The organism is Planotetraspora mira, from assembly GCF_016863275.1.
Taxonomy (GTDB): domain Bacteria; phylum Actinomycetota; class Actinomycetes; order Streptosporangiales; family Streptosporangiaceae; genus Planotetraspora; species Planotetraspora mira.
The window spans coordinates 1-15729 of the sequence record NZ_BOOO01000024.1 but is presented as its reverse complement, the minus strand read 5'-3'; the positions used below and the strand labels follow the sequence as shown (position 1 = coordinate 15729).

At 68.3% G+C, this 15729-nt stretch carries 11 protein-coding genes; 7 read left to right on the top strand and 4 right to left on the bottom strand.

Annotated features, from left to right (window positions below):
- Positions 1–45: 45 nt before the first annotated feature.
- The 4 genes from Pmi06nite_RS22595 to Pmi06nite_RS22580 all read left to right on the top strand — a co-directional run bounded on the left by Pmi06nite_RS22595 (position 46) and on the right by Pmi06nite_RS22580 (position 3730).
- Positions 46–891, top strand: coding sequence for a copper resistance CopC family protein (locus tag Pmi06nite_RS22595; RefSeq protein WP_203955090.1), 846 nt, complete (start codon positions 46–48; stop codon positions 889–891).
- Positions 892–947: 56 nt separating this feature from the next.
- Positions 948–1334, top strand: coding sequence for a cupredoxin domain-containing protein (locus tag Pmi06nite_RS22590; RefSeq protein WP_203955089.1), 387 nt, complete (start codon positions 948–950; stop codon positions 1332–1334).
- 6 nt (positions 1335–1340) lie between these two features.
- Positions 1341–2660, top strand: a complete 1320-nt coding sequence (locus Pmi06nite_RS22585) for a hypothetical protein (protein WP_203955088.1) — start codon at positions 1341–1343, stop codon at positions 2658–2660.
- Between the two features lie 203 nt (positions 2661–2863).
- Positions 2864–3730, top strand: coding sequence for an alpha/beta fold hydrolase (locus Pmi06nite_RS22580; protein WP_203955087.1), 867 nt, complete (start codon positions 2864–2866; stop codon positions 3728–3730).
- Between the two features lie 2 nt (positions 3731–3732).
- On the opposite strand, the gene fxsT is transcribed toward Pmi06nite_RS22580, so the two are convergent.
- The 4 genes from fxsT to Pmi06nite_RS22560 form a co-directional block, all read right to left on the bottom strand.
- The gene (gene fxsT, locus Pmi06nite_RS22575; RefSeq protein ID WP_203955086.1) at positions 3733–7623 is read right to left on the bottom strand and encodes an FxSxx-COOH system tetratricopeptide repeat protein; all 3891 of its coding nucleotides are present in this window, start codon (positions 7621–7623) and stop codon (positions 3733–3735) included.
- 2 nt (positions 7624–7625) lie between these two features.
- Entirely contained in the window at positions 7626–8840 is a 1215-nt protein-coding gene (locus Pmi06nite_RS22570) for a TIR-like protein FxsC (protein WP_203955085.1), read from the bottom strand.
- Positions 8841–8925: 85 nt separating this feature from the next.
- Positions 8926–11199: an FxsB family cyclophane-forming radical SAM/SPASM peptide maturase gene (locus tag Pmi06nite_RS22565; protein ID WP_239114152.1), complete on the bottom strand. Its 2274-nt coding sequence runs from the start codon at positions 11197–11199 to the stop codon at positions 8926–8928.
- A gap of 31 nt (positions 11200–11230) precedes the next feature.
- Positions 11231–11389 (bottom strand): hypothetical protein, encoded by a 159-nt coding sequence (locus tag Pmi06nite_RS22560; protein ID WP_203955083.1) that lies wholly within the window; start codon positions 11387–11389, stop codon positions 11231–11233.
- Positions 11390–11869: 480 nt separating this feature from the next.
- Here Pmi06nite_RS22560 and Pmi06nite_RS22555 point away from each other — a divergent pair, with 480 nt between their 5' ends.
- The 3 genes from Pmi06nite_RS22555 to Pmi06nite_RS22545 all read left to right on the top strand — a co-directional run.
- On the top strand, positions 11870–13174 hold the full coding sequence (locus tag Pmi06nite_RS22555; RefSeq protein ID WP_203955082.1) for an enolase C-terminal domain-like protein: 1305 nt from the start codon (positions 11870–11872) through the stop codon (positions 13172–13174).
- Between the two features lie 147 nt (positions 13175–13321).
- Entirely contained in the window at positions 13322–15175 is a 1854-nt protein-coding gene (locus tag Pmi06nite_RS22550; RefSeq protein WP_203955081.1) for a ricin-type beta-trefoil lectin domain protein, read from the top strand.
- Between the two features lie 229 nt (positions 15176–15404).
- The coding region (locus tag Pmi06nite_RS22545; RefSeq protein WP_239114122.1) for a ricin-type beta-trefoil lectin domain protein at positions 15405–15729 on the top strand (325 nt) is incomplete at its 3' end.

Sequence of the window (15729 nt, the reverse complement as noted above, 5' to 3'; positions counted from 1 at the left end):
CCAGTCACAGGTCGCGGCCCCCGGCGGCTGGGCCGGTTCTCCCTGATGATCCTCGCGGCGCTCGTCAGCGGCGCCGCCATGACCACCATGTCGTCGCCTGCGGCGGCCCACGGCCAGCTCGGGATGTCGATCCCGGCCAAGGACAGCACGGTCAAGGCGCCGATGGAGTCGGTCCTCCTCTACTTCACCGAGCCACCCGCGCCCAACTCGTACTTCACGGTCACCACGCCGAGCGGAGTCCGGGTCGACCGCCAGTGGTTGACGGATGAGCCCAAGCGGCTCGACGAGCCGGTCCGGGAGGACCACCTCATCGACGGCGTCTGGGAGCCGAAGCTCTACCACACCGGTTATCCCGCGAAGATCCCCGTGGCGTACTGGCCCGAGCAAGGCGTCTACACCGCGAAATACATGACGATCGCCTCGGACGGGGAGCACGTCCAGGGGCAGCTCAGGTTCACGTACAAGGGCGAGATGACGGCGGCTCCCAAGGGCTGGCAGGCCCCGGCCAACCAGCCGGACGCCTCGCTCCTGGCGGCTGACACGTCGGCCGCCGCACCCCCGGCCGGCACCTCGACGTCCGCCAGTCCGTCGGCCGGCTGCACCCCCCGGGGCGTGCCGGAGACCGGATGCGACACAGGCGGTCCGTCGCCTGCGGTGGGGGCGCAGGCCGCTGCGCAGGACGATTCCGGCACCGGTGTGCTCGTGTGGTTGATTCCCGCCGTCCTCGTCGTGGGGACGGGCTTCATGGTGGTCAGAGCCGCGCGGCGGCCCTCACCCGGTGGAGCCGCGCCTGCCCGCCGAACCCCCGGCCCACCTGGGAGATCACCACTGGCCCAGCGCATGGACGCGCCGCGCAAGGCTCCACGCGGCAAGACCGCGAAGCGACGTTGAACCACCTCCTCCGCCAGTACAGAGATTCCCCCTCCTTCACCCCCAGGAGAGCAGTCATGACGCCGAACCCTGCCCGCTTCCGTTCGCTGCTCACCGGCCTCGTGCTCGGCGTGGGCCTGCTGGGGGGCGCCGCCGCCTGCTCCGGATCGAGCGCCGACACCGCCTCCAGCACCGTGGCGGGGGTCAAGGAGATCAATGTGACGATCGCCGCGAAGAGTGTGACTCCTCCCCCGGGCCGGATCGACGTGACCAAGGGCCAGACCGTACGGATAACGGTGACCAGCGACGTGGCCGACGAGGCGCACGTGCACGGCTACGACAAGGCCGCGAGCCTGCAGCCGGGAACACCGGCGACGATCGAGTTCGTCGCCGACCAGGACGGCCTGTTCGAGGTGGAGACGCACGAGTCGGGCCTGCAGTTGTTCCAGCTCGCGGTCCGCTAGGGCGGCGTGGTGCTCCTGGCTCACGGCGTCGGCGGCCGTCAGGATCTGCCGATCCCGTTCTCCGCCGCACTCGCGGGTGCGGTCATCGCGCTGCTGGTGTCGTTCGCGGTCCTCGGCATGTTGTGGACCGAGCCCCGTCTGGGCGGGCCGCTCGCACGGATCCGCCCGTTCTCCGATCTGTTCCAGCGGGCGGTCTCCTCCCAGGCCTGGGCGTGGATCTGGCGGACGGCGGGGCTCGTCGTCGCCGCGTACTTCTGCATCGGCCTGGTCTTCGGTCCCGACCAGGTGGAGAACCCGACGGCCGGCGCCTTCTATGTCCTGTTCTGGGTGGGCCTCATTCCCGCGTCGCTGCTGTTCGGGCCGGTATGGCGCACCCTCAACCCGCTGCGGACGCTGCACCTACTGGCGTCCAGGGCGCTACGGCGTGACCCCGACGCCGGGTTGCGGCCGCTGCCCGAAGGGCTCGGCTACTGGCCCGCCGCCGCGGGGCTGTTCGCGTTCGTGTGGCTGGAACTGGTCGCCCCCGACCGGGCCACCCTGCCCGTCATCGGAATCTGGCTGGGCGCGTACGCCGCGCTCATGCTGGCGGGGGCGGTGGTCTTCGGAGCCCGCTGGTTCGACAAGGGAGACGCGTTCGAGGCCTACAGCGGCCTCATCGGCAGGCTCGCACCCGTGGTGAGACGTGATGACGGCGTCGTGGCCTGGCGGAACTCCCTCGACGGGATGTCCGGGTTACGGCCGGCTCCCGGTCTGCCGGTGCTCGTCGTGGTGCTCCTCGGGTCCACCATGTACGACAGCCTCTCCGGCGCCCCGGCCTGGGTGCGGTTCGTCCAGGAGAGCCCACTGCCGGGGCCCGTCATGGGTACGGCGGGCCTGGTCGTCGTCATCGGCCTCGTTCTCGCCGCATTCTTCGGCGCGACCGCCCTGGCCGGACGGCGGGGCGCGACGGAGCCACGCGTCATGGCGGGCGAACTCGCCCACTCGATCGTGCCGATCGCCGTCGGCTATCTGGTCGCGCACTACTACACGCTCTTCCTCCTCGAAGGACAGCGGACGATCGCGCTGCTCTCCGATCCCCTCGGCACCGGCGCCGACTGGCTGGGCACGGCCGGCTGGACGGTCGGCGGCCTCGGCAACACCCCCGCGAGCATCGCCCTGCTCCAGGTGACGGTCATCATCATCGGCCACGTGCTCGGAACCGTGCTGGCCCACGACCGTGCGCTGGCGCTGCTCCCGCGGCGCACCGCCGTCGCCGGGCAGATCCCGCTGCTGGTGCTGATGGTCGTCTACACCGTGATGGGATTGCTGCTCCTGTTCGCCGCCTGAGGCCTCCGGCCATTCCGCATGGACGCTAAAGGAATGGCCGGAATGGCGATGGCGCAATTCCTCTAATCGGGCGATCACGTTTCATGTCATCGCACCCCAGTTTTCCCAGCACTTTCATTGCAGTGAGGAATATTCGTCAGAAATAGCTATATGACGAAAGGCACCTATAAGGGAACATTGCGATCGGGAGACGGGGAGGTTCCTTGACGACGTTCGTGAAGGCTCATGACGGACGGACGCTGGCAGTCGACGAGAGGGGAGAGCCAGAGGGGAGCCCGGTCTTCCTGTTGCACGGCACACCGGGGAGCAGGCTGGGGCCGTTTCCGCGCGCGTCGGTCCTCTATCGGCTCGGCATCAGGCTGATCAGCTACGACCGGCCTGGATACGGCCTGTCCGACCGGAGAAGGGGCCGGGCCGTCGCCGACGCCGCCGCGGACGTGGAGGCGATCGCCGATGCCCTGGACATCGACTGTTTCGCAGTGATCGGCCGCTCCGGAGGGGCTCCGCACGCGCTGGCCTGCGCCGGGCTGTTACCTGAGAGGACGACGCGGGTGGCCGCTCTCGTCACCCTGGCGCCGCGGGAAGCGGAAGGGCTGGACTGGTTCAACGGCATGACGCCGTCCAACGTGATCGAGCACAAGGCCGCGGAGACCGGTCACGCCGCGATGATGGAACTGCTCTCCCCCACGGTGGAGCGGATCAGAGCGGATCCGACCCGGATGGTGCCCGCCTTCGACGCCGACCTCCCCGAGCCGGACAGGTACGTCATGGCGGACTTCGGAATCCGCCTGATGCTCGCCCACAATTTCGCGGAGGCCGTACGGACCTCGGCCGGGGGGTGGGTCGACGACGTCGTCGCGTTCAGTTCCCCGTGGGGTTTCCAGCCGGCGGACATCTCCGTGCCGACGCTGCTGTGGCACGGGGATGAGGACGTGTTCTCCCCCGTCGACCACTCTCGCTGGCTTGGCCGGCAGATCCCCGGGGCCCGCGTGGTCATCCAGGAAGGAGCCGCACATTTCGGCTCCCTCCGCGTCATGCCGGACGTACTGACCTGGTTGTCCGCCGCCTGACCTCAGAAGGGCTGAGGCTCGAGGTCCCTGTTGATTCGCCGCCACTCCTTGAGATAGGCCAAGGTCGGATGGTTGTCGCCCAGGATCCGGCCCATGACCGGGAGTAGGCGGCCACGCAACTGCTCCGCCTGGGCGACCTGCCCGTTCGACCGCAGAGTCACCGCCAGGTTGGCCTCGCAGGCGAGTGTGTCCGGATGTGTGTCGCTCAGCTTTTCGCGCAGATCCCCGAGCGTCCGGCGTTCCAGCGCCTCGGCCTCCGCCAGGCGCTCCTCGTCGCCCAGGCAGTTGGCGAGGTTGATCGCCGCCGACAGGGTGAAGGGATGATCCGCCCCCAGGTGGGAGTGCAGCCCTTCGTGCGACGTCCTCGCGATGCTCTCCGCCCTGGCGTTCTCGCCGGTCCCACGCAGGTAGATCGCCAGGTTGTTCAGAGCGATATACGTTCCCGGGTGACTTTCGCCGAGAGTGTCCTGATAGATGCGGGCGATCTCCCCCGCCAGGTCTCGCGCACCGGTCTTGTCCCCCAAAGCGGACATGCAGCAGGCGAGCTCAAGCCGTGCCGCGAGTGCGTCCGGCGTGCCCGCGTACCGCTGCATGTACCTCTCTTCGGTGTCCTTGGCCAACTGCCACGCCTCCGTCTGCTCGCCCGCCCTCCGCAACGAGACGGCCAGACTCTTGGCCGCCCGCAGAGTGTCGACGAAGGACTCGCCGAGTGACTCCCGATAGAGCTGCAGGGTCGTGCGCAGGAGGTCCACCGAATCGCGATAGAGGCCGATCTCACGCAGGTCGCGGGCCAGCTGAGCGGCGGAGAACAACGTGTACGGATGAGTCGGGCCGAGCACCCGGTTCCGGCGCTGACGGGTGTCGTGGTCGAGGTCGCGGGCGCTCACGGCGTCGCCGACCAGCCGGTAGCACGTCGCGAGGTTGTTGGCCGAGGCGAGGGTGCGCGGGTGGTCCTGGCCGAACAGCGTCTTCCACTGCTGGTAGGTCACCTTGTCCATGTCCAGCGAGTTCTGGTAGTCGCCCAGACCGCGGAGGTCGGCCGCGAGCCCTCCCGCGGTGAGCAGCGTGTGCGGATGACGTTCCCCGACGACCTGCAGTTGCTGCTCCCTGACCCACGTGTCGAGGTCGCGCGCCTCCTCGTACTTGCCCTGCGAGCGCTTCACATTGGCCACGTTGAACAGCAGGTGGAGCCGCTGCCTGTCGTGGATTCCGAACACCGTCTCCCAGAAGTTCGCGAGACGGTCGCCCAGCGCGAGAGCACTGTCGAAGTCGCCGCGCTTCCACAGGTACCGCACGCGGTCGGTGAGCAGTTGCCGGGTCTCCTCCTCCGTGCACTCGGTCGCCCGGGACGGCTGAAGGTGTTGCCAGATCAGGTCGTAGCGGATCCAGTTCTCCGGGTCGTCCACGTCACCCTGGCGGGGTCTCGCGCCGACGAGGATGCGATGGACCTCGTGGCAGGCCTCGTTCTGCTCCTCCTGCGTCATCTGGCTCCGGATCACGGCCTGGACCAGGCGGTGCACCTGAATCGTGTTGTTGCCCTGATCGGCCTTGGCCAGGGCGAACCTGCCGATCTCCTGGATGACACGGCCGAGGACGAGCTTCTCGCGCAGGGTGTCGTCATACGGCAGCAGCGACTCCATCATCTCGTCGCTGTAGAGGAGCTGCATCGAGATCGGCTCCGGCGCGAAGAAGGCGCACAGTTGGAGGAGGCGCACCGAGGCGGGCGAGCTCTCCTGGAGTTGGCCGAGTGACAGGTTCCAGGTCACGGCGACCGGTTGTGGATAGTCGGCCGGCTGTGACATGGACAACACCCGGGCCGCCTCGGTTTCCAGTTGTTCCAGGAACGTCACGGCCGGGATGCCGGTCTCCGCCAGCCACGCCGCCGCCTGCTCGACGGCGAGTGGCAGGTTGCCGAGAGCCTCGGCGACACGAATCGCCTCCGGTGGAGCCAGTCCGGGCACCCGCCGGCTGAGGTGCTCGAGGCTCTCCTCCTGGCTGAAGACGTCCACCTCGAGAGGGGCCGCCACGGCCGACCACGCCTGGTTGCGCGAAGTGATGAGGATGTGACCGGAGGAACCGCCGGGGAAGAATCCCCTCAGATCCTCGGGGTCGCCGGCGTTGTCGAATATCAGCAGCCAGCGGCCGTACGGATTGCCGAGTCGCAGCGACTCACGGACGGCGGCGACGACCTCCGCGATGTTGTCGGCGACGGGGATGTGCAACTGCCGGGCGAGCTCCTCGAACGCCGAGTTGATGCGCTCGCGGTCCTCCGACGAGATCCACCAGACCAGGTCGTAGTCGGCGCGGAATCGGTGGGCGTACTCCAGCGCCACCTGGGTCTTGCCCACCCCGCCGAGACCGTAGAGCGCCTGCGGGAGGACCACCGCGGAACTGCCCCCCACCAGCTGAGTGCGCAACTCGTCGAGGACGGCCCCCCGTCCGGTGAAGACGGCGTTGCGGTCGGAGACGTTCCAGACCGCGGGCACGCTTCCCGGATACCGGGCCCCCAGCCCCGTCGTGTCCAGTGCCGCCCCTTCTTCCGTCCGTCCGAACGCCTTGAGGACCCGCTCCGCGGCCGTGTGCTCCGCGATCCTGGTGAGATCGGAGAGCGCACGGTCACCGAACGGCGAGGGGAAGTGCGATTCGGACACCCGAATCGGAATCAGCTCGCCGCGGACGGCGCCTTCCGCCTCCGTGAGCCGCTGCCACACCTCATGGCTGTGGGGGGAGCGGATGTAGGCGTCGGAGAGCACCGCGACCGTACGCGGGGAGTCGCCCGCGAAGTCCATGCCCTCGTCGGAGTCCACCTCACGCAGCGACACCCGGTAGCCGTACCGATCGAGCAGCGCGGCGATCCAGTCCGTCCACATCCGGTCCTTCGACGTGTAGCTGAGGTAGACGTCGGTCTGATGCGTCGGGTGGCGGCGCGTGAAGGTGTCGAGATAGCGGATCCGCGTGGACTCCTCGAGCGGCGGGAAGGAGGCGACCTCACCCTCGGTGATCACGCCGGTCAGCCGCTCGAAGGCGGCGAGCATGGAACTCGGCCGGCCCGGTTCGTCGCCGAAGGTGGCCAGGATCTCCTCGAAGGCGTAGAAGGGCGTGTACGGGATCTCCACGGCGCCCCAGTACCGGTCGATCTCCTCCTGGGTCATCCCGCGCGGGAACTTGTCGAATCGGCGCTTGGCCAGGGTGCGCCCCGCGTCGCATTTCTCCTTCTCGCCCGTCTCGATGCGCATCGGCACAGGCAGGATGCGGATGTTGCGCTCGCCGTAACGGTCGTCGATGTGCCGTGCCACCGACGAGGTGCCGTCGATGCCCTGGTCGGAGAGGGTGAAGCACGCGATGAGGACGTCGGGCATCTGCATGGTGCAGATCTCCGCGATGTCGCTCAGCCCGGTACGGCTGTCGACGAGCGTGTAGTCGTAACAGGCCTTCATGTCCTCGCGCAGCGCGTCGAAGAACTGTCCGCCGCCCTGGCGTTCGTAGAAGGTGTCCCAGTCGAACCCGGAGACCAGGGAGGAGTAGTCACGGTTCTGCCGGCCGGCCGAAATGAAGTCCAGGGTGCCCTCGCCGGGGAACTCGAAGTCGAGCGAGACGGCGTGCGGTTCCACGCGGGCGTACTGCCGATGCCATTCGCGGGGGCGGGCCCCCGGCTTCATCGCCGCCCACTGGTAGGTCGTGATCAGGTCGATGACCCCGGAGGTGGTCGCCACCGTCCCGTTGTCGAGGAACGGTCGGAAGAACTTGTGCAATCCGGGCGACTCGAGATCCCAGTCGACGACCAGGACCCGCTTGCCACTGCTGGCGAGGATCCACGCCGTGTTGGCCAGCGCCATCGTGCGCCCGGTGCCGCCTTTGTACGAGTAGAAGGTGACGATCCGGCCCTCGCTCATCGTTACTCCTCTGGCCCGACCAGCCGGGGTCTGTCGACTCTCGCGCCCTCTGGGGGGTAGGCGGGCGCGTGCTTGAAGTACTGCTGGGTCGCCTTGTGCAGGGCCTCGGGAAGCAGGCTCCGGAACAACTCGAGGCTCCGCACGTCCGTCTCGGCCGCCGGCTCCGCCAGTTTGTGCCCGAGGGCGTCCCTGAGGTGTCCCTTCAGCCGAGGCTCCTGCTCGACGGTCTCCTGGTCGTCGCGGTTCCACGGCACCATGACGGAGATCCACTGCCGTCCCGGCCGGTTCACCGGCCGCAGCGACTCCTGGCACTCCTCCTGCGTCGTGGCCCAGGGGTCCACCAGCATCACCCCCGGAGCCTGCGGCGTCTCCGCCGCCAGTTCGCCGCCGTGATCCTCAAGGGTGCCGACATGGGGAAGGAAGCCGCGGGAACGTGCCACATCCTCCGCGCAGTCGGCGAGAGGGCGCATCCCGTTGCGGCTGCGGAACGGATCCCACTCGTACGGCGTGCGCCCGTAGTGGTAGGCGTCCCGACCCTCGGGCAGATGGCGCAGGTCGGGAGCGACGACGGTGACGGTCACCGGACGCTCCGGTGTGTGGTCGGTGAAAGCGCTGGGCACGGCCGTGTAGTCGCGGATCTTGCCGTACGGCATGGGCGACGTCTCCGCCACTTCGATGATCCGTTGCGCCAGGCCCATGGTGGCCATCTGGTACTGGCTCCGATACCTGCTGAGCTTCATGATCCCGTAGAAGCCCTCGTCCGCGTATCGCGAGCCGAGGTCCGCGTGGTTGAACTGGATCGCCTGGGCCGCCCGCGGAAGGGTCATCGTCCGCATGGGGGCCCAGATGGCCGGCAGGATCGCCACCGGCCCGGTGTGCCCCTGCGCCCGGTCGAGAAAGGCCGCCCATTCCTTTCCGCAGTGATCACTCTCGAAGTAGCGCGGTGAGTACAGGGGCACGAAGACCCGGCAGCTTGAGAGGCGTTCGGAGAGCGTTTGGGGCCAGTTGTCACCGACGCGTAATTCCCGGTCCATATACCCGGCCGCTCCGGCAGGCACCCGGGTCAGATGCATGATGTGCTCGCAGAGCACCTTGAACAGCTTTTCCACCCATTGGTTGGGATCGCTGGCATCCGAGAGGTCGTAGGGCGGCACGTGCGCGTAACTCAGGAAGAAGTACGGCCCCGAGGGCTGAGCCGAGGACTGGGGAGTCGTCATCCGCCTCCTTCCGGAATTCACTATAAGAACACGGCCTTTGCGAGGAAAGGCCGCGATCGTGAAACTCCAGAAAAAGTGGTGAGTCCTACCGGGCGCCCGAAGCCGCCCGATGCCGCCGCGCCAGTTCCGCGGCGAGGGCAATGGCCTCATCGGCGACCGGTTCGGCGAGCCAGGGCTCCACGGACCGCCGCATACCGGCCACGAACCGCATGCCCAGCGGGGTCAGCGCCTGCGAGCCGTTGAGGGAGTCGATCGCATCGGCGGTGTGCTTGCGCCACAGCGCGAACTGGACCTCGGTGTCACCGGGCACGCTGTCACGCCGCACTCTCCAGAAGTCGGAGACGGCCAGGTGGGCGTACGTGCCCTGCAGAAGGCCCTCGAGCGGACGGAGGTCCGGACGCCAGGGCGCGTAGTAGAGGCCTGAGTGCCCCTGGTCGTACAGGTCGACCATGTCGAGCACCGCTCCCAGCTTGACGTGCTGGAACTCGTGCATCAGCAGGAGGGCGAGAGTGGCCGGGTCCTTGGGAAGCGCGATCGCGACGGAGCCGAACGCATGCCGCGCCGCCGAACTGACGTCACCGCCCTCCGGAGGAGCCAGGGGGACCACCGTGGACAGCGCGGCGCGCAACCCCGGCGCGTAGCGGGGGTAATGGGACTCGATCAGCGACCACGCCTCGGTGAACATCCGCTGCCACGCGCCCGCCTCCTCCTCGGGCAGCCGCCCGGCCGCCAGATGACCGTGGCAGTGACGGTGCGGATCGGTGTCCTCCAGGATGACGGTGAAGCCGCCGGTCTCGATCTTCCGTACGGGAAGCCAGACGGCGTCCGGAGTCCGCGCAAGCGTGAACCGCTCGTCCTTCACGAGCAACCGGCCGTCGGCGCCGGACGTCGCCTCGAACGCGCCCAGGGTCGGCAGGTGGAACACCCCGTCCACATCCTGCAGCGTGATCTCCGCGTCGACGCCCGCCCTGACGGCGGCGGCCGCGGCGATGTTCGCGAGGTAGCCGGGGCTCCCGCCGCCGGTCAGGCACCGAGCGGCCCACTCCCTGACGTAGGGGTGGTCGAGCACCGCGTCGACGGCAGGACGATGCTCCGCGTCGAGCCTGGTCAGCAGATCCCATCCGTCGGCCGCGGACCGTTGGGCGTGGACGCCGGCCAGGAGTCCGCGGCGCAGCGTGCGCTGCCCCGCCAGGAGATGCTCCATGTCGTGGTCGTCGCCGTATCCACAGGCGAGGGCCTCGATCGTCTCGTACGGCAGGGCGTGCGCGGGCATGGCGGTCCTGTGCCTGACATGAGTGATGAGCTTGAGAAGGTCGGCCGAGTAGACGCTCGGATTCGCGAAGGCGGATCCGGTCCGGTACCGGTGGGCGTACAGGCCGCCGCCGCAACTGTCGACGACCGGGCAGGCGCGGCACGTGTCGCACAGCCCGCCGAGTCCCTGCTGCCGAGCCAGGATGCCGGTATGCGCGGCCACCGTGTCGAGGTCGTCGCTGACGACGTTCAGCCCCGTGGAAGGCGCCCCGTCGAAGGCGACCTTCAAGGAGTCGGCCTGCTCGTAGGCCCCGTCCGTCTCGATGACGACGAGGTCGGCCGGCTCGAGACCGAGCGACTCCGTGAGGCTGGATTCTCCCCGGCTGGTGCGCAGGATCGACTCGAACATGCGCACCGGCACCCTGGCCCCCTCATCGAGCCAGGCATCGAAGATTCGGATGAGCCAGTCGGCGTACGCGGTCTCGGACGGCCGCGGAGGAGGCGTGTCCCAGGTCGCGTGCGGGAGCAGGAAGTCGATGCGGGGCGGGTTCAGGTCGGACAGAGCCCGGTAGACGGCGAGCGGATCGTTGGCGACGTCAATCGTGCACAGCAGACCCGCATACACCTCGCGACGCCTGCTCAGCAGTTCGACGGCCCGGATCACGCGATCGTAACTGCTGCGGCCGTCGGCATAGCGACGGTGCCTGTCGTTGGCCACCCGATCGCCGTCGAGGGAGACGCCGACCTTCACGTCGTATTCGGCGAAGACATCGAGGTAACGGTCGTCGAGCAGCACGCCGTTCGTGTGCACCCGCAGATCAAGGTCACACAAGGCGTCGAGGTGACCGCGCAGTTCGGCGATGATGCGCCTGAGCCTGTCCCGGCCAGCGAGAAGCGGTTCGCCGCCGTGCAGCACGATGTGCACGCGCTCAAGGCCGTGCCGCTTGACATGCTCCGCTATACGGCTGGCCGACCAAGTAGCGGTTTCGTCCGATATGACTTTTGGACGCACCTGCCACGACTGATCGGCATGCTCATATACATAACAGTGGTCGCACGCTAGATCACACCGGCTGTGTACTTTTAGTACGAATTGCCGGAATGGCACGAAGGGCCCGTTCACGACGGCCCCCTAGTGGTCAGATCGAGGAGTTGAAAGCCGCCACGGAGACCGACTCGACGGCCACGGTCTCCGGAAGGACACGCCCAAGGATACGGTCGACATCGGCAGTGGGAACGAGAGACAGCGGAACGTCCCGAAGGTCCGTGACGTTCGATGCCACGTTGAACTGCGTCATTGCAGTAGCGCTCATAATCCCACACCAATGCGAACGGGCGCTCGACTAAATGCAAGCGGTAGGGGCCCCACGCTACCAGGAGTTACATAGGGCTGACTTCCAGAAGAAGGTTATTACTCAGGCTGCCTTGGGCCTGGGGTGGACCAAAACTTCCCAAACGACTTTTCCGAGCACAACAATACACATCCAGTGCGAGAAATCTCGGATAAATCCGGGCCTAGCACCCCCGGAAATCGAAGGACCCGCCCGGCCGGTTCCCCGGCACCGGACCGCCACACCGGGTCCGCCCTACCGGGACCGCGACACCGGACCGTTGACAAGGCGAGGAGTGCGGGAAAAACTACTCGCGATCTCGAGCGCAAAACGATTTGCGCGGACACGGGACAAGCGGTAAACGGGACAGGGGGGAACGTTGACGGCCTTCAGGTGCCGGCAGCAGAGCCGGATGAGCCTCTTCGCCGAGCTACAAGTGGAGTCACGATGACCGAGCATGTCGCGGACGTCACGGCGGCGGCGCCGTTGCCCGAACTCCCCTCCCCCGAGTTCCCCGCGCCCTGGCCGGACCGGGACGCCCTGCGGATCACCCGGGTCCGCGCGATCGTGACGGCTCCCGAGGGGCCGCCCCTGGTCGTCGTACGGGTCGACACCAGCGAACCCGGCCTGTACGGCCTGGGCTGCGCGACGTTCACCCAGCGCTTCCACGCCGTGGCGGCCGCGGTCGACCAGCACGTCGGCCCCCTCCTGATCGGCCGCCATCCGGCCGACATCGAGGACATCACGCGCATGGTGCACTTCTCGTCCTACTGGCGCGGCGGGCCGGTCCTGAACAGCGCCCTGTCCGGAGTCGACCAGGCGCTGTGGGACATCGCCGGCAAGCGTGCGGGCATGCCCGTCCACGAACTCTGGGGCGGGCGGGTGCGCGCCGCGGCCGACACCTACCTGCACGCGGGAGGGGCGACGGCCGAGGAGACGATCGAGGAGGCCGCGGCGATCCTGGCCCTCGGATACCGGAACGTGCGGCTCCAGGTGGGCGCCCCCGGGCTCGGTCACTACGGCGCGCCCGGTTCGCCCGGCGGCTACCCCGGCTCGCCGTACCCCGACGGCTGGGATGTGCAGCGCTACCTGCGCGACACCCCTGGGCTGTTCGAACGCGCCCGCCGCGAGTTGGGCGAGGAGCCCGGCCTGATGCACGACGTGCACTCCCGGCTCGCCCCCAAGCAGGCCATCGCCCTGGCCAGGTCGCTGGAGCCGTACCGGCTGTTCTTCCTGGAGGACCCGATCGCGCCGGAGTTCTACGACCGCCTGCCCGAGGTGCGCGCGGCCGCGCCGATGCCCATCGCGGCGGGCGAGCAGGTCAGCTCGGTCACCGACGCGGCGCGGCTGATCCGCGACGGCGGCGTCGACCTGCTGCGGCTCCACGTCTCCGCGGTGGGCGGCGCCACCCCTACACGCAAGCTGGTCGCGCTGTGCGAGCTGACCGGAGTCGGTACGGCCTGGCACTCGCCGGCCGACGTCTCCCCGGTCGGCGCCGCCGCCAACGTGGCGCTGGACGTGACGACCCCGGCCTTCCAGATCCAGGAGGGCCACGTGTATCCCGACGTCGTCCACGAGGTCTTCCCCGGCACGCTCGGCCCGGTCAACGGCTACCTGTACCCGAACCAGGCCCCAGGCTGGGGAATCGACCTGGACGAGAAGCTGGCGGCCGAGCATCCGCCGCTCACCCACCTGCACGAGCGCTGGTCGACGCGGGTGCGGCGCCCCGACGGGGGCATCGAGGCCCCCTGACGGCGGCGGATCTTTTCGTCACTTGTCCGTTGCCAACCCGTTGCACACCGGTGTCAAGCGTGTTATCACTTACGTCACGCCGAGTGCGCTGCCGGGCAGGGCCCGTACGGGCGGTCTTCACTCCACCCCCAGAGGGAGACCCCGCTCATGCCCTTCCGAAGATTCCGTCTTGCGCTGCCCGCCGTTCTGCTGGCGGCCGCCGGCACGCTGACCGTCGTCGGCGCCCCCGCCGCCCAGGCCGCGGGCGAGAGCGTCAACGTCTGGCTCACCACGACCTCCGACTCCGGAGGCCGTACCGTCACCAGAGGGCTCCAGCAGCAGACGCCCGTGTCCTTCGCCGCCACGAGTCCCGGGGCGGCACAGACGATCAACGTCAACGAGAACACGACCTACCAGCAGTTCGAGGGCGGCGGAGCGTCGTTCACCGACACCGCCGCGTGGCTGATGAACAGCAGCGGCGCACTCAGTGCGAGCACCCGAACCTCGGTCATGCAGAAGTTGTTCGACCCCGTCAACGGCATCGGCCTGAGCTTCATCCGCAACCCGCTGGGCTCCTCGGACCTCGCCAGGAACAACTACTCCTTCGACGACACCTGCTGCGACCTCAACGGATTCTCGATCAACCACGACCTCGCCGACGTCCTGCCGCTGACCAAGCAGGCCAAGGCGCTCAACCCGGCGCTCAAGATCATGGCTTCGCCGTGGAGCGCGCCCGCGTGGATGAAGGACAACAACTCGCTGAACCAGGGCTGGCTCCAGTCGCAGTACTACGGCCTGTACGGCGAGTACTTCGCGAAGTACATCCAGGCCTACCAGGCGCAGGGTGTGCCCATCGACTACGTGTCGGTGCAGAACGAGCCCACCTGCTGCGCCGGGTACCCGTCGATGCAGTGGAACACCGCCGGCATCCAGTACTTCATCAAGAGCGCGCTGTGGCCGGCCTTCCGCAACGCCGGCATCACCACCAAGACCCTCGTCAACGACTGGAACTGGGACGCCTACAACACCTGGGCCGCCCCGCTGCTCGCCGACACCGCCATCCGCAACGACCCGCTGTTCGGCGGGATCGCCTGGCACGGGTACGGCGGCGACGTCGCCACCCAGACGACGGTGCACAACCAGTACCCGCAGGTCAACGCGTACATGACCGAGCACTCGGGCGGGACGTGGATCGGGAACCAGCAGACCGAGGACATGAACAACCTGATCGACTACACCCGCAACTGGGACCGTAGCTGGGTCAAGTGGAGCCTCGCCGTCGACCAGAACCACGGCCCGCACAACGGCGGCTGCGACACCTGCACCGGCCTGATCACCGTCCACAACGGCGACGGCCGGAGCGGCCAGGTCGACTACACGATCGAGTACTACACGATGGGCCACCTCACCAAGTTCGTACGGCCCGGCGCGTACCGGATCGACTCCACCGCCAACTCCGCGGTGAAGAACGTGGCGTGGAAAAACCCCGACGGGTCCAAGGCGCTCATCGCCTACAACACGACGGGGAGCACCCAGACGGTCAAGGTCAACTGGGGCGGCCAGTCGTTCACCTACAGCCTGCCCACCAAGACCTCGGCCACCTTCACCTGGGCCGGCACCCCGTCCGGCGGTGGTTCCGGACCCGGCGGAAAGGCCATCACGGGTCTCGGCGGCAAGTGCGTCGACGTCGCGGCCGCCAGCAGCGCCAACGGCACGCAGGTCCAGCTCTACACCTGCAACGGCTCGAGCGCCCAGTCATGGACCGTCGGCGCCGACGGCACGATCCGCGCCCTCGGCAAGTGCCTCGACGTGGCCGCCGCCAGCAGCGCCAACGGCACGAAGGTGCAGATCTACGACTGCAACGGCTCGGCCGCCCAGTCGTGGACCGCGAACTCCGACGGCACGCTCCGCGCGCTCGGCAAGTGCCTGGACGCCACCGGCCCCAGCTCGGCCGACGGCACCCCGCTCCAGATCTGGGACTGCACAGGCGGCTCCAACCAGAAGTGGACCGTCCAGGCCTGACTCCACGCTCGAGTCGACACCCGGCTCCGCGAACATCAACCAGCCTCTTGACTCATCCCGGTTCGCCGGAGTTAACTACGGCTCAGTAATTATAAGGAAACCTTCCTAACAGTTGCCGGGGCTGCCCACCCGGCACCACGGAAGGCGGACCCCGGGAGGTCCTCACCCCTCACCTCTTCTCCATCTCGCAGTCGAAGCGTTGACCCCTCTCAGAAAAGAGGCACCCCCCTTGAACCCCAAACGCTCCGGCCGGCTCCGGCTCCGGCTGCTCCTCGGCACCCTGGTCGCGTCACTCCCCCTGATCGCGACCGGCCTGACCCCCGCGATGGCCGCGACCGGCCAGATCACCGGCCTCGGCGGCAAGTGCGTCGACGTGGCCGCCGCCAGCAGCGCCAACGGCACACAGGTCCAGCTCTACACGTGTAACGGCACCGCGGCCCAGTCGTGGAACGTCGGCACCGACGGCACCATCCGCGCCCTCGGCAAGTGCCTCGACGTGGCCGCCGCCAGCAGCGCCAACGGCACGAAGGTGCAGATCTACGACTGCAACGGCT

Bases quoted from the DNA above. Each gene is read 5' to 3' on its own strand.
- Pmi06nite_RS22590 (WP_203955089.1), top strand. From the start codon at position 948: ATGACGCCGAACCCTGCCCGCTTCCGTTCGCTGCTCACCGGCCTCGTG.
- fxsT (WP_203955086.1), bottom strand. From the start codon at position 7,623: ATGAGCGAGGGCCGGATCGTCACCTTCTACTCGTACAAAGGCGGCACC.
- Pmi06nite_RS22550 (WP_203955081.1), top strand. From the start codon at position 13,322: ATGCCCTTCCGAAGATTCCGTCTTGCGCTGCCCGCCGTTCTGCTGGCG.
- Pmi06nite_RS22595 (WP_203955090.1), top strand. From the start codon at position 46: ATGATCCTCGCGGCGCTCGTCAGCGGCGCCGCCATGACCACCATGTCG.
- Pmi06nite_RS22555 (WP_203955082.1), top strand. From the start codon at position 11,870: ATGACCGAGCATGTCGCGGACGTCACGGCGGCGGCGCCGTTGCCCGAA.
- Pmi06nite_RS22570 (WP_203955085.1), bottom strand. From the start codon at position 8,840: ATGACGACTCCCCAGTCCTCGGCTCAGCCCTCGGGGCCGTACTTCTTC.
- Pmi06nite_RS22560 (WP_203955083.1), bottom strand. From the start codon at position 11,389: ATGACGCAGTTCAACGTGGCATCGAACGTCACGGACCTTCGGGACGTT.